Consider the following 23287-nt stretch of genomic DNA (forward strand, 5'->3'; position numbering starts at 1 on the left):
CGTCGTGTGGCCACGATCGTGCAAAGTTGCTTGAATAAGTCGGAGATCATGAATTTAGATTTATCGATTCCGGGACATAACGCTCCGGTCGTTTATTTTAAACTACGGTTGGTACCTGTACATGACCGGTATGTGATTATTTATATACGGAATGTGTCGGAGCTCGTTGAGCAGGAGAAAGCGAATGAGGCGTTAAGCAGTAAGTTGTCCGAAAGTCGGATGATGATGGAGCTTGCTTTGCAGAATAGCAAGATTACGACTTATTCTTTTAATTTCAGCCGATTTAAGTCTTGCGATAAAGTACATTGTAACCGTTGTTTCCAGTTTTATGGCACGACCAATAGTTTATTGAAACGTAATCAGTTCATCTGTCAGGCTTTGCCGCAACTTCGTCACCCGGACGATTCTGGCGACTTTTTCTATCTATTCAATACGATCCGTGCGAATAAATTGGATGAATATAAAATAGATTTTCGTCTAAAGAACGATGATAATACCTATCGGATCTATGAGGTGATCGGTAAGACGCATGAGAAGGATGAAAATGGTTTCCCGAATTTGATTGTTGGCTGTATGATCGATGATCAAGAACGATTGGAGTTTGAGGAAGACTTGATCTCAGCCAAGGAAAAAGCGGAGGAGGCGGATATGCTTAAGTCGACTTTCTTAGCGAATATGACCCATGAGATCCGTACACCATTGAACGCTATTGTCGGTTTCTCTGATTTGTTAGGAGTGGAGGAGGATTTGGAATTGCGTCAAAATTATATTAGCTTGATCAAGATGAACAATGATTTACTTTTAAGTATAGTCAATGATGTTTTGGATATTTCCAGAATCGAGTCTGATATGATGACATTTACTTATATGGATGTTTATTTACCTTCCTTTATGAAAGATCTATATAACTCCATACAATTACGTAAGCCGGAAGGGGTGGAAATAACCTTGGATGCATGTCCCGATATCATATTTAATATAGATCGAAATCGATTATGGCAAATCTGCATGAATTTATTGACGAATGCGGTTAAGCATACCAAGAAAGGTAGTATCTGGTTTGGGTATACGCTTGAGGCTGAGGAGAAAATGATTAAGTTTTATGTTTCGGATACAGGCTGTGGCATTCCCAAAGATGAATTGGATAATATCTTTGCTCGGTTCGTGCAATTAAGCGATTTTGAGCAAGGAATCGGATTGGGATTAGCAATTTGTAAAGGTCTGGTATTAAAAATGGGCGGTAATATTTCAGTGATGTCCGAAGAAGGATTTGGTTCTACATTTATTTTCACTTTACCTATGAAAAGACCCAATAGTTGGAAAAACTAGTGAACAATACTCTTTGAAATTCGGTTGTCTATATAAGAGATGATTTAGGTTGTAGTCAATTTCCATAATAAGCATTAACTTATATATGCTTTTGGTTTATGTTTTGCCATAAGAAATTCTGGACTTATGGCCTAATCTTTTTGTATCATACCTGTAATCAAAGATTTTATATGACGAAAATAGAAATAAAGAATTTATCTATTCTTTTCGGCCCGGAGAAAATGCGTGCGAAAAGAATGCTAGTAGCGGGAAAAAGTAAACAAGACATTTTGAAAGAAACGGGTTGCACGGTAGCTGTACGTAATGCGAACCTAAAAATTGAGGAAGGGGAGTTATTTGTGATAATGGGACTTTCCGGAAGTGGAAAATCTACGCTGTTACGTTGTATTAACCGATTGAACGAGCCCTCTTTGGGAGAAGTCTTTATCAACGGAAAAAACATAACGACTTCCTCGGATAAAGAATTATTGGATATACGGCGTAAGGAAATGGCTATGGTTTTCCAGCATTTTGGATTGCTGCCCCATCGCACGGTATTGAGTAATATCGCTTTTGGCTTGGAGTTACAAGGGGTTCCTAAAAAAGAAAGAGACCAGAAAGCTGTGGAAAGTGTAGCCCTAGTAGGGTTAAAAGGATACGAGAACCAGAAGGTTAGCGAGTTGTCTGGAGGTATGCAGCAACGTGTCGGATTGGCCCGTGCGATCGCGAATGATCCCGAGGTGCTCTTAATGGATGAGGCTTTTTCTGCCTTAGACCCATTGATCCGTGTACAGATGCAGGATGAGCTATTGAAACTACAAGAGAAGATGCAAAAAACGATCATCTTTATTACGCATGATCTTGACGAGGCGATTAAGTTGGGGGATCGTATCGCCATTATGAAAGACGGGGAGGTCGTGCAAGTAGGTACCCCTGAGGAGATCTTGACAGATCCGGCCAATCATTATGTCTCTAGATTTACGGAAAATGTAGATCGTGGACGTATCGTTACAGCCTCATCGATAATGATAACCCAGCCGGTTGTCGCTCGTATCCGTAAAGATGGCCCGGAGACCGTGTTGAGGAAAATGAAAGAGAAAAACTTATATGTATTGCCGGTCGTGGATGGAAATAGGCAATTTCTGGGCGAGGTTCGTTTGAAAGATGTCTTGGCTCTTCGGAAAGCGGGGAATCATGATCTTTCATCGATTGTGATGAAAGAGGTTCCTTCGGTTCTGGAAAACACGACGGTTGAGGATATGCTTCCTTTGTTACCGGAGATCCGGCAGGCCTTACCGGTCGTTAATGAGGCCAATCAATTGGCTGGCTTGGTTTCTACTTCATCGATTATAATCGAGATGACGGGGAAGGATAAAGAGGAAATAGATCAAATTGTTCAAAACGCGATAGAATTATGATAAATATAGGAAAATATATAGAGATTGCCATTAATTGGCTGACTGAGCATTTCGCTCGTTTTTTTGATGTGATAAATGATGGGGTCGGAGGATTTATCGATGCTTTTCAAGATGGGCTGACTTGGATTCCGTTTTATGTGATGATTTTGGGCTTGGCATTGTTGGCTTGGTTCAAGGCAGGAAAAGGAGTCGGCGTGTTCACGGCATTGGGTCTATTGTTAATTTACGGAATGGGTTTCTGGGTGGAAACGATGCAGACTTTGGCCTTGGTACTGTCTTCTACCATTATCGCCTTGATGATCGGAGTTCCGTTAGGAATTTGGACCGCACGCAGTGATCGGGCGGATAAGATCATCCATCCGGTCTTGGATTTGATGCAAACGATGCCGGCTTTCGTCTACTTGATACCAGCCGTTTTGTTTTTTGGTTTAGGTCCGGTACCCGGCGCTTTCGCAACGGTGATTTTCGCCATGCCCCCGGTTGTGCGGTTGACCGATCTGGGAATCCGTCAAGTCCCGGCCGATATTGTGGAGGCTACCCGCTCATTTGGCGCTACTTCCTTTCAGTTGCTTTATAAGGTGCAATTGCCATTGGCTTTGCCAACGATCATGACGGGAGTGAATCAAACGATCATGCTTTCACTTTCTATGGTAGTGATAGCGGCCATGATCTCGGCAGGAGGATTGGGTGAGATTGTCTTGCGAGGAATTACCCAAATGAAAATAGGTTTAGGTTTCGAAGGAGGTATAGCGGTCGTTATCTTGGCTATTATCTTGGATCGTATTACGCAGGGCTGGGCGAAAGGTAAAGTGAATAAACAAAAGAAATAAGAAACATAGAAAAGAAAGAAATAGATATATGAGACGATTTACGATTATTATTGGATGCTGTATGCTTTTGGTGACCTTGCAATTTATTTTCAGTTGTGTGGATAGCAAGGATCGAAAGAAAATATCGATAGCGTACGCTAATTGGGCGGAGGGCATCGCTATGACCAACTTAGCCAAAGTGATATTAGAGGATCAAGGATATCGGGTAACATTAAAAAATGCGGATATCGCCCCGATCTTTACTTCTGTCGCTTCGGGAAAAGCGGATGTGTTCATGGATGCATGGTTACCGGTGACCCATGCGGATTATATGGAACAATACGGGGACCGGCTTGAGACACTCGGAACGGTTTATGAGCATGCGAAATTGGGCTTGGTAGTTCCGGAGTACGTTACCATTCGTTCCATCGAGGATTTGAATGCCCATAAAGATCAATTTAAAGGTGAGATTATAGGGATCGATGCCGGCGCCGGTTTGATGAACTCGGCGGATAAGGCGGTTCAAGATTATTCTTTGGATTTTGATTTGAAATCTTCCAGTGGGGCTACGATGGTTGCTTTCTTGAAGAAATCGATTGATGCGAACGAATGGATCGTGGTTACCGGATGGACCCCTCATTGGATGTTCTCACGTTATCCGTTAAAATTCTTGGAAGACCCGAAAGAGGAATTTGGAGACTCGGAGCATATCGAGGTTATCGCTACGAAAGGATTCTCTGAGAAAGATCCATATGCAGCCTCTTTTTTCAAGAACTTTAAGTTAACCGATGAACAACTGAGCGAATTGATGTATTATATGGAAGACGGGACACGTACGGAATCGCGATCAGCCCGTGCTTGGCTTGAAAAACATCCCGAGATAATCAAATTATTCTTACCTTCGCAGGAGAATCAATTGAATGGGAGCCATGAGACAAATTAAGGGAGTCATATGTATTTTAATAAGTATCGTTATGTGTTGGTCTGCTTCAGCCGCAAACAATAAACGTTATGTGAATATCGTATTTATCGGGAATAGTATCACGTTTGGCGCCGGGTTACCGAAGCCTGTCCATGATGCGCCTCCTGTAAAGGCTGCGTTGTTTTTAAGCAAGTGCCCGGAAGTGGCTTCGGTCAAGTATTCCAATAGAGGACAGAGCGGCTGTACTACCGTTGATTATTTGCCGGATACGAATACGCTCTTCCCGTGGGCCGTACGTGCTGCCGATAAATTTAAGGATGAGACTTGGGCGGATTTGGTGTTCTCTATTATGCTGGGGACGAACGATAGCGCGATAGAAGGCACGAACGGCTGCCCGGTAACGCCCGAGCGGTATTATGAGAACATGAAGACAATTATCAATCGCTTATTAGCTTTATACCCGAATTGCCGTATTGTGGTACATCGTCCTCTATGGTATAGCCCGAATACGTATAATGGAGCTAAATATTTGGAAGAAGGCTTGCGAAGGCTCCAAGATTATTATCCGCAAATACAACGATTAGTCGATTATTATGCGTCTCATTTTCCCGGACAAGTCTTTCTGGGAGATACGAAAGGATTTGATTATTTTAAGGAAAACCATTTAACGGATTTCCAAGCGGAGAAGGGCAACGCCGGAGTGTTCTATCTTCATCCGAATGAGAAAGGAGCGGTCCGGTTAGGCGAATTGTGGAGTGAGGCGATTCGTCAGGCTTTAGGGCTTTGACCTCTATAAAAAAGCCATGCCATCCCAAGAAGACGACATGGCTTTTTAGGTCCATTTATAGGTATGACAAGCAAGTATTCGTTTATCTTTTTCCTAATTGATGATCCATTAATACGGCATGATGTTCTCCGTATAATTTAAGTTTCTCGACAATATTTTTCGCTGTAGCCTCTTCCTCTACCTGTTCCCGGACGAAACCCCATAGGAAATCTTGTGTCGCCTTGTCTTTCTCTTCGGAAGCGATATCGACAATCTTGTCGATCAATCCGGATACATGCACCTCATGCTCGTAGATATGCTGGAAAATCTCCAACGGCTCTCCCCATGCCGTAGGAACGGAATTAACTACTCCGATCGTCACTTGTCCGCCACGCTTGATTGAGTAATCGATCATTTTATAGGCATGTTCAAGTTCCTCTTGCGATTGTTTTAGCGTCCAATGCGCGAAACCATCCAGCCCTATCTGAGTGAAATGTACCGACATGGATAAATATAGGTTGGATGACCACATCTCCATGTTGATTTGCTCGTTTAGAGCATCTGATAATTTTCTGCTTAAAATCATAATGGCTTATTCTATTTTATGTTGTTTATAAATAGAACAAGCCATTATCGGTTTTGTTGAGTTTTTACGAAGGAAAGTGTATCGAGGTTATTTGATCTCGATTACTTTCTCGGCCATTTTAGCCTCTTCCTCAGTTCTTTTCGGTATGCTGATACTCAAGACGCCGTTCTCAACCTTCGCCTCAATCTTGTCTTTCTCTACATTGTCAGGCAAAACCATGGTTTGTTGGAACTTGCTATAAGAGAATTCGCGTCTCAGATAGCGTCCGTCTTTCTTATCCTCATTCTTTTCTTCTTTTTTCTCCATAGATACGACCAAGTTGTTGTTCTCATCGATCTTGATGTTGAAATCGTTCTTCGTCATACCGGGAGCGGCTACCTCAACTCGATAATCCTTATCGGATTCTATCACGTTGATGGCTGGAGCTGTAGAGTTTGCTTTTATCATCCAGTCGTTGTCAAATAAATCATTGAATACATACGGTAACCAATTTTGACTTCTTCTCATCGGTGTCATAATACAGTCCTCCAATTATTAGTTAAATATTCTATTTACTATTCTTATTTCTGAACTCGTCCTTTTTAATCTCGAATTCGCTATAGATACTTCAAATGGTATGCCAATCTGATAATGTGTGTGTTAACTCGGATGAAAGAGATTGAATAAGGTTTAATCCACGCATGGGGAACTTATGTTTCGGGGGATGCGGGTGCAGGGAATAATATCTTTTAGAAACTGGAATAAGATACAATGAAACGGGAATCTGTAATATTGGCATAATATACGTTATTTTGGCACGATAGAATGACGGGTTGGATAATAACTTTTATCTTTAGACGTTCTATTCATGAATCATATGGGATCATGTTATCTAAAACAGTAAAGCTATTATGTCTAGAAGTAAGGAATTGATTTTATTGGCCCAACGTATCCGGGCCTTGTCCCAGACGGGGTTGGTTTATTCATTAAGCGAGTACGATACGGAACGTTATGAAGAGTTGAGCCGCCTAAGTGATGAAATAACGGCTCTGGCTACCGGATTGAAGCCCGATGATGTAGCGAGTGGTTACCGCCCGGCCCAAGAGTATGTAACCCCGAAAGTCGATATCCGTGCGGTTGTCTTTAACGAGAAAGACGAGATTTTGCTGGTCCGTGAGAAAATGGACGGATGTTGGTCGTTGCCCGGCGGATGGAGCGATGTGGGGTATTCCCCGAAAGAGGTAGCGGCGAAAGAGGTGAAAGAGGAGACGGGCTTGGATGTGCTTCCGGTCCGCTTGCTGGCCGTGATGGATATGAGCAAGCATCCGCATCCCGCTATACCTTATTATGTATATAAGTTTTTTATCCTTTGCGAGTTAAAGGGCGGATCGTTTACCGAGACTTTCGATATCTTGGGGAAAGGTTTCTTTCGATTGGAGGAGTTGCCCCCGTTGTCCTTGGAGCGTGTGCTGCCGGAGCAGATCCAACGGATGTATGCCTATTATAAGCATCCGGGCGAAGATGTTTATCTGGATTAAGGATACTTTTGTACCTTCGCGACTTCATTTTAAAAACAATGTTATGAAAAGATATTGTCAGACCTTGGATCTGAAAGAGGATGAGCAGTTGATAAAAGAGTATTGCTATTGGCATTCGCCGGAACATATCTGGCCGGAGATACCGGAAGGAATCCGTGCGGTAGGGATCTTGAATATGGAGATTTACCGTTTGGGAACCCGGTTGTTCATGATCGTGGAGACGCCCGATGATTTTGATTGGGATGCGGCGTTCGCCCGTTTGGCGACGATGGATAAGCAAGCGGAATGGGAGGACTTCGTGGCGAGGTATCAGAAAGCCGCTCCGGGAAGCTCCTCGTCGGAGAAATGGCAGTTAATGGAATGTATGTTTAAATTGCCGGGCGCGAGTAAATAGACGGAAGGATGGAAAAACAAAAGAAACAATCGCTGGTGGCCGCCCCGGGAGGGAAATCTTATTTGGTCCCGTTTATCTTGATCACGAGTTTGTTCTTGCTTTGGGGATTCGCCCACGGACTCTTGGATGTGCTGAACAAGCATTTCCAAGGAGTCTTCACGATGACCAAGGCAGAGAGCGGCTTGGTGCAATTCTCTACGTATATCGCTTATTTCTTGATGGCGTTGCCGGCGGGAGCGTTCATGAAACGTTACGGATATAGGAAAGGGATTATCATGGGTTTGCTATTGTTCGCTATCGGAGCTTTCGGGTTTATCCCGGCGGCTTTTTTGCATTCGGCTACACCTTTCTTGATCGCCTTGTTTGTGATCGCTTGCGGGCTTTGTATCTTGGAGACGGCGGCGAATCCTTATTCTACGATATTGGGGCCGCCTGCTTCCGCCGCCCAACGGCTGAACTTATCCCAGTCTTTTAATGGATTAGGTTGGATATTGGGGCCATTGGTAGGTGGTTTGTTGATATTCGGGGCACCGGAGGGAGATTCGATGGCGTTGACTAAACCTTATATCTTGGTAGGTGGTATCGTCTTGTTCGTAGCGTTGCTTTTCTTTTTCACGAAGTTGCCGGAGATTAAGCTGGAAGAAGAGGAGGAGGTGACCGCTATTGTCGAGGAGAAACCCGCTGCCTCCCTATGGAAACGTAGGCAGTTTGTGCGTTCCGTGGTCGCCCAATTCTGTTATTGCGCCGCGCAGACGGGAATCTTCGGGTTCTTTATTAATTACGTGACGGAGATGGACCCGGGTATCAGTAATTTGCGAGCGTCTCGTATTTTGGCATTCGGTGGAATGGCCTTGTTTATGATCGGGCGTTTGAGCGGTAGTTTTACGATGAAGTGGTTGGCTCCGGGCCGCTTGCTGACTTGGTATTCTTTGTTGAGTGCCGTTTGTATGGCTTTGGTGGTGGCTTCCGTAGGTACGCTTTCACTATACGCTCTTTATTTATCCTTTTTCTTCATGTCCATCATGTTCCCTACGATTTTCGCGTTGGGGCTGGAAGGTATGGGCGTTTATACCAAGAAAGCCTCTTCTTATATCGTGATGGGAGTTGCCGGCGGCGCTTTCAGTCCGATGCTGATGGGATATATCGGCGAGGAGAATATGGCGCTGGGCTTCATCGTCCCGTTGATCGCTTTCTTGTATATCTTGTATTTCGCTATCAAATGCAAGCGGTAAATTTGGAATGCTGTTTTTTACTTATGGAATCCGGATAATAAACCAGCATGGCTTGTGTATGAAGGCTTGGGTTTCATGGGATAAATGTTACGCTCAAGCAATATCTGCTTATCTATATCGTTTTCATTTTAAATAAAATAAAAGAGAGTGGATATGAATAAAGGTTTGTTTTTGTGTGGGCTATTTATAGCTCTATTTCTGGCTGCTTGTGGGGATGATGAGGTTAAAATCGCTAATCAGATGACTTTATATTCAAGGCCGGATACGATTCATCTGGGGGGTGACTTAGGGATGGACTCCATATTGGTGAAGGGCTTCACGGCTTGTGAGGCGTATGATGCGAAATGGGGAACATTGCCCGGGGATGTTGCGCAAGAGTTTGATATGAATGCCTCTTATCTCTATTTCTCGTATGAGGCAAGGGTGGTTTCTTTAGAGGATAGTATTTATGATATAGGGCAGAACTCGTATGCGGAAGAGAAAGCGGGTTTTTTGAAGGATTTTAGTTCGCAAGGCTTCGTTATCAGTTCACAGCATATGCGAGATGATAAGAGGCAAGTGATAGCATGTACCTATTTAATATATGTAGAGAAGAACTCAGATGGAGAGAAGATCGATCGCTGGCTTCCTGTACGGCCGGAGGAGTTGCGATGGCGTTATCTTCGTGTAAACTTTGATCAATTAAAAAATATAGAATGATATGAGACATTTAATCGTTGTATGTTTAGCTTTTATGATGGGCCTTAATGTGGCTTGCTCACGGGTGGAAGATCTTGGTAAGGATGATTTGCATTCTGAACCGACGATAGAGATCGTAAGTGGTGATACCTTGGATATTGTAGGGTTCACTCTTGCGCATGAGCTGGCTACTAGTGAAGGGCGTTTGCCTTATAACGTAGGGGATGAGTTTGGTTATACGGGTTCTTACACCTATAAGTCCTATGTGGTAAGGACGGAATATACGTATCAGGATGATGGAAATAGTATTTGGGTTTGGGAGGATACATTGAGTTCAATAATAGGTTTTTATCCTTATCTTAGATCTGAGGTATATGATCTTGCGGATGTTCAGTTCCATATCCGGTCGTGCGCTCAAGGGGGATCGGTCTCTGTCGGGGAAAGGACGGATAGGTATGATACGGCTCTCCTCCATATCATTCGTTCCGCGAATGGAGAGGATATGGATGTATGGATTCCTTGTAAACCATCGGAATTGAGGTATCGGTGTGTTGTCTATCATTTGGAAGAGTGAACGTTTTAGCCAAGCTCCGGCAGTAGATAATACCCGGAGCTTGACCATATCATTATCACTGCAACATCTGCATCAACTTATCCAACTTCGGAGCCATGATGATCTCCGTACGGCGGTTCTTGCTACGCCCATCAGCGGTCTCGTTATCAGCGACCGGCATAAACTCCCCACGACCACAAGGTTGTATCTGTAGCGGATTCACCCCATAGTCCTTGGTAAGGATACGCACTACGGAAGTCGCACGGATCACGCTTAGATCCCAATTATCCTTGAATTGGGCGGTATTGATCGGCTTGCTGTCCGTATGGCCCTCTATATAAACGTCTATATCGTTTTGCTTATTCAACACCTCGGCCAACTTAGCCAACGCTTCCTTGCCTCGTTTATCGACCTTTGCGCTACCCGATTGGAACAGAAGCTTATCCGACATGGCTACATATACTTTACCATTTTTCTCGGTTACGGTCAGCTCGTCGCTGTTGAAACCCAGCAAAGCGTCTTTCACGCTACTCAACAGATTCTGTACCTTCGCGTTCTGCGCGTTCATCATATCCTGTAGCTCGTTGATGGTACGCTCACGCTCGTCCAGCTCACTCATCTTTTGCTGTAACAAGGCATTCAGCTTGTCCTGCTCACCCATATTGGTATTCAACATGGTCTGGTAATTACGGATATCACGCCCCATTGTGGTCGTATCCCTTATCAAGGCGGCGATCCGGTTGTTGAGTGCGTCGTTATCGTCCTTACATTTAATCAATTCCTCCTTCAAGACGTCGCCACGTCCGATCGCCTCCAAGCGGCCGTTCTCGGCAAGGAGGTATTTCTTTTTACTCACGCACGAAGAGCATAAAAGGAGTGCGGAGACCGAGATAAATAACAATCTTTTCATTTTACGCATAAAATTTCGTGCAATGTAATATTTATTACAATTTCCCACACGCAAGTTTAGGATATTTGTGTCTCATAAACCAATATTAAAGAATCAGCGGTATGAAAATAAGAGAAATAATACAAACGCTGTTCCCGACAAGAACTTGGAAACTAGCCGCTATCATAGCCGGAGGTGTCCTTTGCGGGCTGGGGTCTTATACCTTATATGCTTCCCGGGCGTGGACCTATTTGTCCGATGACCCGGCTACTTGCGTGAATTGCCACATCATGGGCCCTTATTACGCTACATGGAATCATAGCTCGCACAGCCGTAACGCCACTTGCAACGATTGCCATGTGCCGCACGAGAACGCCGTGAAGAAGTGGTTCTTCAAGGGTATGGACGGAATGCGCCACGCCTCGGTATTCATGATGCGAGGGGAACCGCAAGTGATACAGGCGATCGACGAGAGCGCGGAGGTAATCATGAATAACTGTATCCGTTGCCATACGCAGTTGAATACGGAATTCGTGAATACCGGAAGGATCGATCATGAGATGGCTATGGCGGGAGAAGGGAAAGCCTGCTGGGATTGCCATCGCGAGGTGCCGCACGGGGGTACGAACAGCCTGTCTTCCACACCGAACGCGTTGGTGCCTTATCCGAAGTCCGTATCGCCGGACTGGTTGAAAGATATGCTAAGTAAATAATAATAAATCAGTATAGTTATGGAAAAGAAATTAAAATCATGGCAAGGTTGGTTGCTGTTTGGAGGAACCATGGTCGTTGTTTTTGTTTTGGGTATGATCGCTGCTTCCGTGAACGAGAGACATGCGGAGGTCACTAGCGTAATGAATAATAGGAAGACGGAGATCACAGGAATCGAGGCTCGCAATGATAAGTTCGAACCGAATTATCCACGTGAGTACCAGACTTGGGAGGCTACGGCGGATACGAGTTTCAAGAGTTTATACAACGGGAATCAGGCGGTCGATGTGCTGGAGGCTCGTCCGGAAATGGTGATCCTTTGGGCCGGTTACGCTTTCTCTAAGGATTATTCTACCCCGAGAGGGCATATGCATGCGATCGAGGATATGCGTAACACGTTGCGTGTGGGCGCTCCGATGACAGAGAACGAGGGGCCGCAACCGGCTACTTGCTGGACTTGCAAAAGCCCGGATGTTCCCCGCATGATGCAAGCGATGGGCGTGGATAATTTCTATAAGGGCAAATGGGCTTCTCTGGGTAAAGAGATTATGAATCCGATCGGTTGCGCCGATTGCCATGAGCCGGAGAATATGAACCTGCATATCAGTCGCCCGGCTTTGATCGAGGCTTTCCAGCGTCAAGGCAAGGACATCACGAAAGCGACCCAGCAAGAGATGCGTTCCTTGGTTTGCGCGCAATGCCACGTGGAATATTATTTCAAGGGCGATGGCAAATACTTGACTTTCCCTTGGGATAAAGGTTCTACGGTTGAGGATATGGAGGCTTATTATGATGAGGCCGGTTTCTCCGATTATACGCATAAGCTAAGCCGTGCTCCTATTTTAAAGGCACAGCATCCGGATTATGAGATCTCCCAAATGGGTATCCATGCGCAGCGGGGTGTATCTTGCGCCGATTGCCATATGCCGTATAAGAGCGAGGGGGGCGTGAAATATAGTGACCACCATATCCAAAGCCCGTTGGCTATGATCGACCGTACGTGTCAGGTTTGCCACCGTGAGAGCGAGGAGACCTTACGCAATAATGTGTACGAGCGTCAGAATAAGGCGAACGAGATGCGTAACCGTTTGGAGACCGAGTTGGCGAAAGCGCATATCGAGGCGAAGTTCGCGTGGGATAAGGGGGCTACCGAGGATCAGATGAAAGATGTATTGAAACTGATCCGTCAGGCACAATGGCGTTGGGATTTCGGCGTGGCTTCTCATGGTGGTGCGTTCCACGCTCCGCAAGAGATTCAAAGGATATTAGGCAATGGATTGGATAAGGCGATGCAGGCTCGTCTGGCTACTGCGAAAGTGTTAGCGAAATTAGGTTATACGGATGATGTTCCGATGCCGGACTTCTCTACGAAAGAAAAGGCTCAGCAATATATCGGTTTGGATATGGCCGCTGAACGTACCGCCAAGGAAAAATTCCTGAATACGATCGTTCCTCAATGGGTGAAAGAGGCGCAAGAAAATAATCGTTTAGCGAAGAACATTTGATTATGTGGAAACAACCTTGGGGATCTGCTGAAGGCTGGGCCATCTGTGCCGGTTTACTGATTACGGGATTTGGCTTGCAACTGATCACTGGCCCGGTTCAGGCAGGGTTGTTCCAATATCCGGTGAATGTGGCCGGAGGATTGATTTTTCTGCTGGTTCTATGTATAGGGTTTGTTGTTAGCCGGAAAATCACGGTTGTCCAGTGGTTTTCCGGGTTAACGGCGAGCATTACCTCTTTGTCGGCTCTTTTGTCAGTTGTGTTGGTTATGGGATTTGTGGGTCCGGGTATCGAGCGGATTACGATGTCGTGGCCTTTTGTCCTGCTGTTTCTCTATTTCTTGTTTGTCTTGGGCTTTGTCACATTGAAGCGTATCGTATCGTTTCGCTGGCGGGATGTTCCGTTTATGCTGAACCATGCCGGCTTATTTATCACGCTGCTGGCGGCGATCTTGGGAAACGGGGATTTACGCCGTTTACGGATGACGGTTCCGTTGGAGAATCCCGAGTGGAGGGCTTCGGACGAGAAGAATGAGATGATAGAGCTACCGCTCGCCATCGAGCTTCGTTCGTTTACGATCGATGAATATCCTCCTAAGTTAATGCTGATCGACAATACGACCGGAAAAGCGCTTCCCGAAAAGCAACCCGAGAATCTATTGGTAGAGGAAACTCCCTTGGCCGGGAACCTGCAAGGCTGGAAGGTTGAGGTTACCCGTTCACTACCGATGGCAGCTTGCGTGATGGGGCAGGATACGGTAAACTTCGTGGAATTTCACTCCGAGGGGGCGACCACCGCTTTATACGTAAAAGCACGTAACGAACTTACCGGACGGCAGAAGGAAGGCTGGGTGAGTTGTGGCAGCTATATCTTCCCATATATATCGCTCCAGCTGGATGATGCGGTTAGCATGGTGATGCCGGAACGGGAACCGAGACGCTTTGCCTCGGACGTTATGGTCTATACGAAAGATAAACAGACCAAGGAGGCGTGTATCGAGGTGAATAAGCCGCTCTCTATCGCCGGATGGAAAATCTACCAGTTGAGTTACGACGAGACGAAAGGTAAATGGAGCCGGATGAGTGTATTTGAGTTGGTAAGAGATCCATGGTTGCCGATCGTTTATACAGGGATCTTAATGATGATAGCCGGGGCGATCGGATTATTCCTGTCCGCTCCCGTAAAAAAAGAATAGTATGGATTGGAGTTACTTTATTTATTTCGCCGCTCCGGCGTTACTTTGCTGGATAGGTGGGGCATGGTTGGCTTATCGTCCTTCTTTTTCCAAGGGGGCTGTCGCTTGGACCGTGTTTGGCTTGGTTATATTTTCCGCTTTTATCGTAGGGATGTGGATCTCGTTGGAGAGGCCGCCCTTGCGCACGATGGGCGAGACTCGTTTATGGTATTCTTTCTTCTTGCCGGTGGCGGGCGTGATCACTTATGTCCGTTGGCGGTATAAATGGATACTTTCCTTTAGTACATTGTTGGCCTTTGTCTTTATCTGTGTCAATCTGTTTAAGCCGGAGATACATAACAAGACCTTGATGCCCGCTTTGCAAAGCCCGTGGTTCGCTCCGCACGTGATAGTCTATATGTTCTCTTACGCCATGCTGGGCGCCGCTGCCCTTATCGCCATTTACCTGCTGATCCGTGCGAGGAAGAAGGGGATTGACGAGGGGATGATGAGTTTATGCGATAACTTGGTATATGTCGGTATGGCCTTCCTCACGATTGGGATGCTGTTCGGCGCTTTATGGGCCAAGGAGGCGTGGGGGCATTATTGGAATTGGGACCCGAAGGAGACATGGGCGGCTGCCACTTGGTTGGGGTACTTGATTTATATCCATTATCGCCTTCGTCATCACTTGCGTTATTCGGCGGCGTTGGGGCTTTTGGTTTTCTCTTTTCTTTTGCTACAGGTGTGTTGGATTGGCGTGAATTATCTACCCTCCGCACGAGGATATAGTGTACATACTTATAATATGGAATAATTAAAATCAGAGGTATATGAAAAAACTAGTTGTTTTAGTAGCGGGCTTGCTCTCTGTGGCCCTTTTCGCGCAAGCGGAAGAAACACAAAATACGAAAGAGAATACGTTTTCGATGAAAGTGCAGATACGTCCGAGAGCCGAGTACCGGAACGGGGTCTTATTCCCCCGGCCTAAAGATGCCGAGTCCACCGGGTTTATCAATAACCGTGCCCGCTTTTCTTTGGGGTATGAGCGGGATCGTTTGTCTATCGGTTTGTCCGCGCAACATGTTGGCGTATGGGGGCAGGATCCTCAAATCGATAAGAATGGTCGTTTTATCTTGAATGAGGCGTGGGCGAAACTGGATTTCGGATCGGGTTTCTTCGCTAAGTTAGGTCGCCAGTCGTTGGTATACGATGACGAGCGTATCATGGGTGCGTTGGATTGGAACGTGGCCGGTCGTTATCACGACGCTTTGAAACTGGGCTATGAGAACACGAATAACCAACTGCATTTAATTCTTGCGTTCAACCAGAATGATGAGAAAACGATCGGAGGAACGTATTACGCTCCGGGCGCGCAACCCTATAAAACAATGCAAACCCTTTGGTATAAGCATCTCTTCGACAAGAGTTTTAACGCATCCTTCTTGTTTATGAACTTAGGGATGGAAGGCGGTGATGCCGAGAAACAAAACTCGGATACAAAATACCTGCAAACGTTGGGAACGAACCTGATCTATACGCCTAGCCACTGGATGGTAGGCGGTATGTTCTATTATCAATTCGGCAAGACGAAAAGCGGACGGGATGTTTCCGCTTTTTTATGGGCGGTAAACGCCGCTTATCAAATCGATCCGCAATGGAAGATCGGTGTAGGTAGTGATTATCTGAGTGGCTCGGATGGGGCCGACGGGAAATATAAGGCGTTTGATCCTCTGTACGGAACCCATCATAAGTTTTATGGTGCCATGGATTATTTCTACGCCTCCTCTTTTGTCAACGGATTGAATCCGGGCTTATGGGATAATCAGGTAAATGTCGCCTATAAACCTTCTTCCAAGGTAAACCTGTCTTTAGCCTATCATTATTTCTCCATCACGGGCGACGTATACGAAGGTAATGATAAATTGAGTAAAGGTTTAGGTTCGGAATTGGATTTCCAAGTGGATTGGGTAATCATGAAAGACGTGAAATTATCGGCGGGATATTCTACGATGTTGGGAACGAATACCATGAAGGTCGTGAAGGGTGGAAATCCGTCTCATTGGCAAGATTGGGGTTGGTTATCAATAAATATTAATCCGACTATATTCACGACGAAATGGTAACAGTTCTCAAGGAAAAGGGTATATTTGCAGGAGTAAACCTTTTTTCAAAACAAGATACGATGGATATAACCGATATGTTTAAAATTCCGCTTTTTAAGAATTTTACGCTTAAGATGCGGGAAGAGTTTTTGGATAAACTTGAATATACAGTAGAGGAGCATCCAAAAGGAAAAACCATAATTCATCAAGGGACGACTTGTAACGCCCTTCATGTCTTATTGAAGGGAAAATTGAACGTGGATGTTTTGGACGTATCGGGTAACATCGTGCGCGTGGAGACGATACAGGCTCCACGCACGTTCGCTACGCCTCATATCTTTTCCGAGAAAAACCAGTTCCCCGCTACTTTTACCGTCGATGAGGATGTGGTATTGCTTAAGGGTTCCAAGGAGTCTGTATTTACCTTAATGCATTCTATGCCGTTATTCCTGCATAATTTCCTTTGTGTCAGTACAAGCTGTAATAAATGTACGATGACTCGTTTGAAGGTGCTTTCGTTTCGTGGCATCCGGAACCGCTTTATTTATTACTTATTCGAACATCAGCAAAAGGATTCGAATGTCGTGGAACTAGAACATACCCAAGAGCAGTTAGCGGAGTATTTTGGTGTTACCCGCCCGGCTTTATCGAAGGAAATCGGGAGATTGGTGGATGAGGGATTTATCAGCATTACAAGGAGAAAGGTGACGATTTTAAATAAGACGGCGTTAACATGTATGCTTTAATGCTTTTGGGAAAAAGGTAAAAAGCGTACATTTGTGCCCAAATAAATAACTCCGGTGTATGGGCAAAGTTTTAATTATCGACGACGAGAAGCAGATTTTAGGTTTACTTTCACGCATTATCGGTTTGGAGGGATACGAGGTCTTACAGGCTGCTACTTGTAAGGCGGGGCTGAGGCAGATGGAGCAACATTCGCCAGAGGTGGTATTGTGCGATGTGTTCTTGCCGGATGGTAATGGTGTGGATTTGGTGTCGGACTTAAAGAAACTTCGCCCTCTATCCGAGATCATCCTACTTACCGCGCATGGTAATATTCCGGATGGCGTACAGGCAATCAAGAATGGAGCCTTCGATTATATCACGAAAGGGGATGATAATAATAAGATCATTCCTCTGGTAGCCAAAGCGATGGAGAGAGCTTCTGCCGCTTATCAACAGCAAAAGAAGGAAGCTACGTCCGTCGGGAGGCAATATTCGTTTGATACGATTGTCGGTAAATCACCCGCTATCCAAGCGGCGATAGCGTTGGCTCAGAAAGTCTCGGCTACGGAGGTTCCGGTTCTGTTGACTGGTGAGACCGGTACGGGAAAAGAGGTCTTTGCTCAATCCATCCATCAACATAGTTCCCGGAAAGGGAAGTCTTTTGTCGCTATCAATTGTTCCTCTTTTAGTCGGGATTTATTGGAAAGCGAGATGTTCGGTCATAAAGCGGGGGCTTTTACCGGTGCTTTGAAAGAGACAAAAGGCTTGTTTGAGGAAGCTTCCGGAGGTACGATCTTCTTGGATGAGATCGGGGAAATGGCTTTCGACTTGCAAGCGAAATTGCTCCGTATCCTTGAGACCGGGGAGTTTATCAAGATCGGCGATACGAAACCTACGAAAGTGGATGTACGCATTATTGCCGCTACCAATCGTGACTTAGAGAAAGAGATCGAGCTAGGACATTTCCGGGAAGATCTATTTTATCGGCTTTCCGTTTTCCAGATCCATCTTCCTGCGCTTCGTGAACGGGTCGAGGATATCCCTCTCCATATAAAAGCCTTTGTTTCCGCTTTTTCCTCCAAGATGGGAAAGAATATCCGAACAATTTCGCCCGAATATATAGATGCCCTGAAAAAACGAGCTTGGAAAGGTAACGTACGTGAGTTGCGTAATGCAATTGAGCGTAGCCTAATTATTGCCGATGGAGATACCTTAACCTTGGATGCCCTCCCTTTGAATATGCAAACCTCCTCTGCGGCGAGTACGGAATCTTATAGCGGTTTTGACCTGAGTGGCGTAGAGAAAATGCATATCCAAAAAGTGCTCAAATACACAAAAGGCAATAAAACCGAAACTTCCCGCCTTCTAGGTATAGGCCTCACTACTCTTTATCGGAAGATTGAGGAGTATGGGCTTTAGTCTCATATTCTGCATTTATGTATACCCGAAAGCATCTTGAAGATATGCAAGGAGAAACGGACATTGCTAAATATTTTATCTTTGCTGAACGTAAACTTAATAATAATCGCTTAAAATACATCACCTATGAGTCTGAAGATTAAAACAAAACTAAGATACGGAATCGGGCTGCTGTTTGCCATGATCGTTTTGCTGGGAGGTCTATCGGTAAAGAACATCTCCGATATGTCTGCCGACACAAGGAACATATTGGCCGATAATTATAATTCTTTGCTCTATTCACGCCGGATGCTGGATGCGCTGGAACGAATCGATAGCGATCCTTCGGCTCAAGCAGATTTCGAGAAAAACCTAGGGCTACAGAAAAAGAATATCACGGAGGTCGATGAGAATGTGGCCACCTCACATCTAGTCGCTCAATACGAGCAATTGGCGAAAGAGCGTAATGAGGAGAATATCCGTCGTGTACGTCTCGCCTTAAATCAAGTCATGAGTTTGAATATGGCTTCTATCTACAGGAAAAGCCAAGTGGCGGAGTCTACGTCTCAAAAGGCTTTATTTTGGATTTGGGGGATTGGCCTCTCTTGTATGGTGGTCGCTTTCGCTTTTTTAATACGTTTCCCCCGTTCGATAAATACCCCTATCCGTATGTTGATGGACGGTATCATGGAGATCGCTAACCATAATTACGAGAAACGCTTGGATCTCGCTAAATATGATGAATTCGAGGGGGTCGCGAAATCCTTTAACCGGATGGCGGAACGGCTTACGGAATACCGGAAAAGTACGTTGGCGGATATTATCCAAGGAAAGAAATATATAGAGGCTATCGTGAATAGTATCACGGAGCCAATCATAGGCTTGGATCGGGATCGTAAGATTCTTTTCGCCAATAACGAGGCTTTGACGATCTTGAATCTCAAGCGGGAAAACGTGATCGGAAAGTCTGCCTCGGAATTATCCTTACGGAACGATTTGCTTCGCAGGTTAGTTCGGGAACTGATCCAGCCGAGCGAGAAAAAAGAGCCGCTTAAAATTTACGCAGATAATAAGGAAAGTTATTTTCAAGTGCAATATATACCGATCCGTGTGTTGGAGAATGGCGAGGCGGAGGTGTATGTGGGCGACGTGATCTTATTGAAGAACATCACGGAGTTTAAGGAGTTGGATTCCGCTAAGACCACTTTTATCTCGACGATCTCCCATGAATTGAAAACTCCGATATCGGCGATCATGATGAGCCTGAAATTGTTGGAGGATGCCCGTGTGGGAGCCATGAACGACGAGCAAAAAGCACTGGCGGAAAGTATCAAGGAAAGTAGTAATCGATTACTGGAAATAACCAGTGAGCTATTGAAAATGACGCAGGTGGAGGCTGGCAAGCTACAATTGAATCCGAAAATAACCAAACCGATCGAATTGATCGAGTATGCGATAAAGGCGAACCAAGTGCAAGCTGATCGCTTCAATTGCCATATAGAGGTGGAATACCCGGAGAAGATTTCCAAGCTTTTCGTGGATAGCGAGAAAATCGCATGGGTCTTGACGAATCTATTGTCGAACGCAATTCATTATACCCCGGAGAATGGCCGTATCATAATCGGTGCCCGCCAGCAAGATCATAGCGTGGAGATCTATGTGCAAGATTTCGGTAAGGGTATTGATCCCCGATATCATCAAAGTATATTCGATCGCTATTTCCGTGTGCCGGGAACGAAGGTACAAGGGAGTGGCCTAGGGTTGGCTATCAGTAAAGACTTCGTAGAAGCTCATGGAGGAACTCTTTCTGTTGATAGCGCAGTTGGAAAAGGAAGTACTTTTGTTATAAAATTCAATGTATAAGAGGGTGAAAAAGAGGGTATTAATTACCCTCTTTTATAATATCGCTTCCTCCGGAAGTGGATGTATCCGATCTTGCCGAACCTTTGTAATGTACATCACTACCTCCGCTTGCCGAAGCCTTGATATAATCGGTTACGTGTGTATAAATATCGGAGCCACCACTGGCGGAACATTCCAACTGGTTTAAGATAAGATCATAAGCCTTGATATCGGAGCCACCTGAGGCGGAATATTCGCCGTTCTCCGCTTTTCCCGTAAGCTTGAGATCGCTACCTCCGCTGGCACGGCCTCGTATTATTCGGGTAGTAAGATCGTTGATGATGATATCGCTACCGCTGGTCGCCTCAATTATGCAATTGGATACGTTGATTGGCTGCTCCATTTTCACGTCGCTACCCCTTGTCGCTATAATTTCCAGATCATCTCCGGATAAAGCGCTTCTCAGGACAAAATCCATACAACCGGACATCTTGATTTTTTCCAGCTTCTTGGAAGTGCCCTCTATTTTAAATCGGGTAGGGCTTAATTGTGTACCATTCTCTGTGGAGATTGAAAGTTCTTCGTTTTTTACTTGAACGTTTATATAAGGATATAAGTTCTCGTCGATCGTGATTCGTAAGGACGCTGATTCTCCTTGCGTATATCCGAAAACGTACGACGGATTTCCCCCACGGCTGAATAGGCTGAACCAACTGTCGCTATACCCCATGGCGGTTGAGCCGACTTTTATCGCTGAATAGTCTCTGACGGAGATTTCTTTCGTGATAATATCCCCATTTCCTTTTACTTTCTTCGCCTCGATAGGCATTGCGCAAAAAGCGATCAACGCAAATAAGGCCATCATTCTTGTTCTCATATGAAGTGTAATTAATTTATACTCTTTTCTTATAAGACGAATGGAGTTGAAAAAACGTTACATCTAAAATGAAAAAAAAGAAGCTATCATTGACTTTTTTTGTGATAGCTTCTTTTTCTTACCCTAATAACAGGGAGGTAGATTAATTACTTTTAGGTTTTTCAACCATATGTTCTACTCTGTCTTTGACGTATTCGACTTGATTTTTACCCGTGTCTACCACGTCCTTTACTTTTTTCTTCGCCTTATCTGTAAGACCGTGGAGTTCGTTCTCCAGACATTCGAACTGTCCTTGATCTTCCATCCTGCGAAGTACGTAACCAACAACTACACCTACGGCTAAACCGAATAATACATTTTTCATAACTACTACTTTTTATGAGTTAAAACATTATTTTTTGTAATTATGAAACAGCAAGTCAACCGATAAGGTTGGTGTTTATTTGTTATTTTTCAGTAAATCCCTAATCTCGGTAAGTAATTGGATATCCGCAGGGGGAGCGACCGGAGCTTTCGGGGCTTCTTCCTTCTTCTTGCTTAAAGCATTAACGCCTTTGACAAGTAAAAAGACGGCGAAAGCAATGATTATAAAATCCAGTGTCACTTGTATGAAATTTCCGTAGTTAATGGAGACCGCCGGAGAGATCACCTTGTCTCCCTCCATTACAGCGTGCTTCAAGGTGATTTTTAAATCCGTGAAATTGACGCCACCTACAAGTAAACCTACCGCCGGCATGATCAGATCCGCTACGATAGAAGATACGATCTTTCCAAAGGCACCACCGATAATGATACCTACCGCCATGTCCACTACGTTACCTCGCATGGCGAACTGCTTAAACTCTTGTAATATTTTTTTCATAAAACAACGCTTTTTATATTATAACAACAAAATTAGCCATAAGTTGAATATTTTCAATGCTTATAGCGAAATTTGAAGAAATTATTTTTGATTTTCATGTTTTTGTTTGACCCATTTGAGCATTGATGTGTTATATCCTCTTTCTTTGGCCTTAGTCAATAAAAAGAGAATAGCCTCTTCTGGGAGTGTAGGCGTACGACTAAGTAGCCATAAATAGTCTGAGGTATTACTGCCTACGAGAGCGTATGAGTAATTATCCTCGTCAATTTCCATAATGTTGTACTCGGCGTAGAACCGCATAAAGAAACACACTTTTAATTTACTAGGACACGTAGGATCTGTTATTTTGGCTATACCTTTCGCTCGTTTGAAGGAACCGGAAAAATTACCCCAATATCCGCTGTTAACAACTTCTATATCTCCATTCGGGAGAAATGAGTATTCCACGGTAGCCCCTACGAGATTATGCTCAAAGCGATGATCAAAGCGTGCTATTTCAAACCATTTCCCCATATAGCGGTGTAAATCCAAAGTCTGGACGGTTTCTTTGTTTATAATGTGTTGAGTGCAAGATAAATTACACTGCATTATAAGACAGATGAGGCCTATTAGTTTAAATCGCATAGGTTTTTATTTTTATCTCATAATAAACATAGAGAGCCTCTAAAAAGTTTGAAAACGTTCATATTTTAGGATTTTTATTTTTTCGACAATCTGTGCTTTAACTTTTAATTTGAAATTTCTATCCTGTCTGAAGTGAGAAATTCGTAGTTGTGGCATTTCCGGACGATAGATTTAGATCCACGTTTTTATATGTTTTTTTGTATTGAAAATTTCATAGTTATGATTTGGAAAAATCATAACTATGAAATAAAAAGTCATAACTATGAAATAAATGACTCTTTACAGTGAAAAAAATATATGAAGATGTTTTAATTGTAAATGCTTGTTTGAGAGTTAGTAATCGTCAAGATGTCTAACTTTGCGTGTTTGTTTTCAGTTGGAATTTAAAATAGA

25 protein-coding genes are annotated in these 23287 nt (G+C 44.4%); 18 read left to right on the forward strand and 7 right to left on the reverse strand.

Annotated features, from left to right (window positions below; genetic code table 11):
• The 5 genes from QVP94_RS06440 to QVP94_RS06460 all read left to right on the forward strand — a co-directional run.
• The coding region (locus QVP94_RS06440; protein ID WP_288213193.1) for a PAS domain-containing sensor histidine kinase at positions 1-1329 on the forward strand (1329 nt) is incomplete at its 5' end.
• Between the two features lie 170 nt (positions 1330-1499).
• The gene (locus QVP94_RS06445; RefSeq protein WP_005855275.1) at positions 1500-2726 is read left to right on the forward strand and encodes a quaternary amine ABC transporter ATP-binding protein; all 1227 of its coding nucleotides are present in this window, start codon (positions 1500-1502) and stop codon (positions 2724-2726) included.
• Complete coding sequence (locus tag QVP94_RS06450) at positions 2723-3556, forward strand: ABC transporter permease (protein WP_005855277.1); 834 nt, start codon at positions 2723-2725, stop codon at positions 3554-3556. Before QVP94_RS06445 ends, QVP94_RS06450 begins: the two co-directional genes overlap by 4 nt.
• A gap of 28 nt (positions 3557-3584) precedes the next feature.
• Positions 3585-4478 (forward strand): glycine betaine ABC transporter substrate-binding protein, encoded by an 894-nt coding sequence (locus QVP94_RS06455; protein WP_005855279.1) that lies wholly within the window; start codon positions 3585-3587, stop codon positions 4476-4478.
• Positions 4465-5244: an SGNH/GDSL hydrolase family protein gene (locus QVP94_RS06460; protein WP_008781006.1), complete on the forward strand. Its 780-nt coding sequence runs from the start codon at positions 4465-4467 to the stop codon at positions 5242-5244. The genes QVP94_RS06455 and QVP94_RS06460 overlap by 14 nt, the downstream gene beginning before the upstream one ends.
• Before the next feature lie 82 nt (positions 5245-5326).
• Here QVP94_RS06460 and QVP94_RS06465 read toward each other — a convergent pair whose 3' ends face one another.
• Both QVP94_RS06465 and QVP94_RS06470 read right to left on the reverse strand, forming a co-directional pair.
• Positions 5327-5806, reverse strand: a complete 480-nt coding sequence (locus tag QVP94_RS06465) for a ferritin (protein ID WP_182001071.1) — start codon at positions 5804-5806, stop codon at positions 5327-5329.
• Between the two features lie 90 nt (positions 5807-5896).
• Positions 5897-6325, reverse strand: coding sequence for an Hsp20/alpha crystallin family protein (locus QVP94_RS06470; RefSeq protein WP_005855288.1), 429 nt, complete (start codon positions 6323-6325; stop codon positions 5897-5899).
• Between the two features lie 374 nt (positions 6326-6699).
• Between QVP94_RS06470 and QVP94_RS06475 the strand changes: the two genes are divergently transcribed.
• The 5 genes from QVP94_RS06475 (at position 6700) to QVP94_RS06495 (ending at position 10204) form a co-directional block, all read left to right on the forward strand.
• On the forward strand, positions 6700-7326 hold the full coding sequence (locus QVP94_RS06475; protein WP_005855292.1) for an NUDIX hydrolase: 627 nt from the start codon (positions 6700-6702) through the stop codon (positions 7324-7326).
• 43 nt (positions 7327-7369) lie between these two features.
• On the forward strand, positions 7370-7720 hold the full coding sequence (locus QVP94_RS06480; protein WP_005855294.1) for an L-rhamnose mutarotase: 351 nt from the start codon (positions 7370-7372) through the stop codon (positions 7718-7720).
• 8 nt (positions 7721-7728) lie between these two features.
• Complete coding sequence (locus tag QVP94_RS06485) at positions 7729-8952, forward strand: sugar MFS transporter (protein WP_005855297.1); 1224 nt, start codon at positions 7729-7731, stop codon at positions 8950-8952.
• A gap of 153 nt (positions 8953-9105) precedes the next feature.
• A complete protein-coding gene (locus QVP94_RS06490; protein ID WP_005855300.1) occupies positions 9106-9651 on the forward strand; it encodes a hypothetical protein in 546 nt (181 codons plus the stop codon).
• A 1-nt stretch (position 9652) separates the two neighbouring features.
• On the forward strand, positions 9653-10204 hold the full coding sequence (locus QVP94_RS06495; RefSeq protein ID WP_005855303.1) for a hypothetical protein: 552 nt from the start codon (positions 9653-9655) through the stop codon (positions 10202-10204).
• A gap of 55 nt (positions 10205-10259) precedes the next feature.
• On the opposite strand, the gene QVP94_RS06500 is transcribed toward QVP94_RS06495, so the two are convergent.
• The gene (locus tag QVP94_RS06500) at positions 10260-11093 is read right to left on the reverse strand and encodes an OmpA/MotB family protein (RefSeq protein ID WP_005855306.1); all 834 of its coding nucleotides are present in this window, start codon (positions 11091-11093) and stop codon (positions 10260-10262) included.
• Positions 11094-11194: 101 nt separating this feature from the next.
• Here QVP94_RS06500 and nrfH point away from each other — a divergent pair, with 101 nt between their 5' ends.
• The 8 genes from nrfH to QVP94_RS06540 all read left to right on the forward strand — a co-directional run bounded on the left by nrfH (position 11195) and on the right by QVP94_RS06540 (position 20552).
• Entirely contained in the window at positions 11195-11785 is a 591-nt protein-coding gene (gene nrfH / locus QVP94_RS06505) for a cytochrome c nitrite reductase small subunit (RefSeq protein WP_008781009.1), read from the forward strand.
• 18 nt (positions 11786-11803) lie between these two features.
• Positions 11804-13288, forward strand: a complete 1485-nt coding sequence (nrfA, locus tag QVP94_RS06510) for an ammonia-forming cytochrome c nitrite reductase (protein ID WP_005855312.1) — start codon at positions 11804-11806, stop codon at positions 13286-13288.
• Between the two features lie 2 nt (positions 13289-13290).
• Positions 13291-14481: a cytochrome c biogenesis ResB family protein gene (locus QVP94_RS06515; protein WP_005855314.1), complete on the forward strand. Its 1191-nt coding sequence runs from the start codon at positions 13291-13293 to the stop codon at positions 14479-14481.
• Between the two features lies 1 nt (position 14482).
• Positions 14483-15277 carry a cytochrome c biogenesis protein CcsA gene (gene ccsA, locus QVP94_RS06520; protein ID WP_005855316.1) on the forward strand — a complete coding sequence of 265 codons (795 nt, stop codon included), beginning with the start codon at positions 14483-14485 and terminating at the stop codon, positions 15275-15277.
• A gap of 16 nt (positions 15278-15293) precedes the next feature.
• A complete protein-coding gene (locus tag QVP94_RS06525; RefSeq protein WP_005855318.1) occupies positions 15294-16586 on the forward strand; it encodes an alginate export family protein in 1293 nt (430 codons plus the stop codon).
• A 59-nt stretch (positions 16587-16645) separates the two neighbouring features.
• Complete coding sequence (locus tag QVP94_RS06530) at positions 16646-17311, forward strand: Crp/Fnr family transcriptional regulator (protein ID WP_005855320.1); 666 nt, start codon at positions 16646-16648, stop codon at positions 17309-17311.
• Positions 17312-17369: 58 nt separating this feature from the next.
• Positions 17370-18710, forward strand: a complete 1341-nt coding sequence (locus QVP94_RS06535) for a sigma-54-dependent transcriptional regulator (RefSeq protein ID WP_005855322.1) — start codon at positions 17370-17372, stop codon at positions 18708-18710.
• A 126-nt stretch (positions 18711-18836) separates the two neighbouring features.
• A complete protein-coding gene (locus tag QVP94_RS06540; RefSeq protein ID WP_005855323.1) occupies positions 18837-20552 on the forward strand; it encodes a sensor histidine kinase in 1716 nt (571 codons plus the stop codon).
• 19 nt (positions 20553-20571) lie between these two features.
• On the opposite strand, the gene QVP94_RS06545 is transcribed toward QVP94_RS06540, so the two are convergent.
• The 4 genes from QVP94_RS06545 to QVP94_RS06560 all read right to left on the reverse strand — a co-directional run bounded on the left by QVP94_RS06545 (position 20572) and on the right by QVP94_RS06560 (position 22894).
• Positions 20572-21408, reverse strand: a complete 837-nt coding sequence (locus tag QVP94_RS06545; protein ID WP_005855325.1) for a head GIN domain-containing protein — start codon at positions 21406-21408, stop codon at positions 20572-20574.
• 142 nt (positions 21409-21550) lie between these two features.
• Entirely contained in the window at positions 21551-21772 is a 222-nt protein-coding gene (locus tag QVP94_RS06550) for a hypothetical protein (RefSeq protein ID WP_005855327.1), read from the reverse strand.
• A gap of 75 nt (positions 21773-21847) precedes the next feature.
• Positions 21848-22270 carry a large-conductance mechanosensitive channel protein MscL gene (mscL, locus tag QVP94_RS06555; protein ID WP_005855329.1) on the reverse strand — a complete coding sequence of 141 codons (423 nt, stop codon included), beginning with the start codon at positions 22268-22270 and terminating at the stop codon, positions 21848-21850.
• A gap of 81 nt (positions 22271-22351) precedes the next feature.
• Positions 22352-22894, reverse strand: a complete 543-nt coding sequence (locus tag QVP94_RS06560) for a lipocalin family protein (RefSeq protein WP_005855331.1) — start codon at positions 22892-22894, stop codon at positions 22352-22354.
• Positions 22895-23287: the final 393 nt, after the last annotated feature.

Origin of the sequence: Parabacteroides sp. CAG:2, assembly GCF_000436315.1 — a bacterium.
GTDB classification, from domain to species: domain Bacteria; phylum Bacteroidota; class Bacteroidia; order Bacteroidales; family Tannerellaceae; genus Parabacteroides; species Parabacteroides distasonis.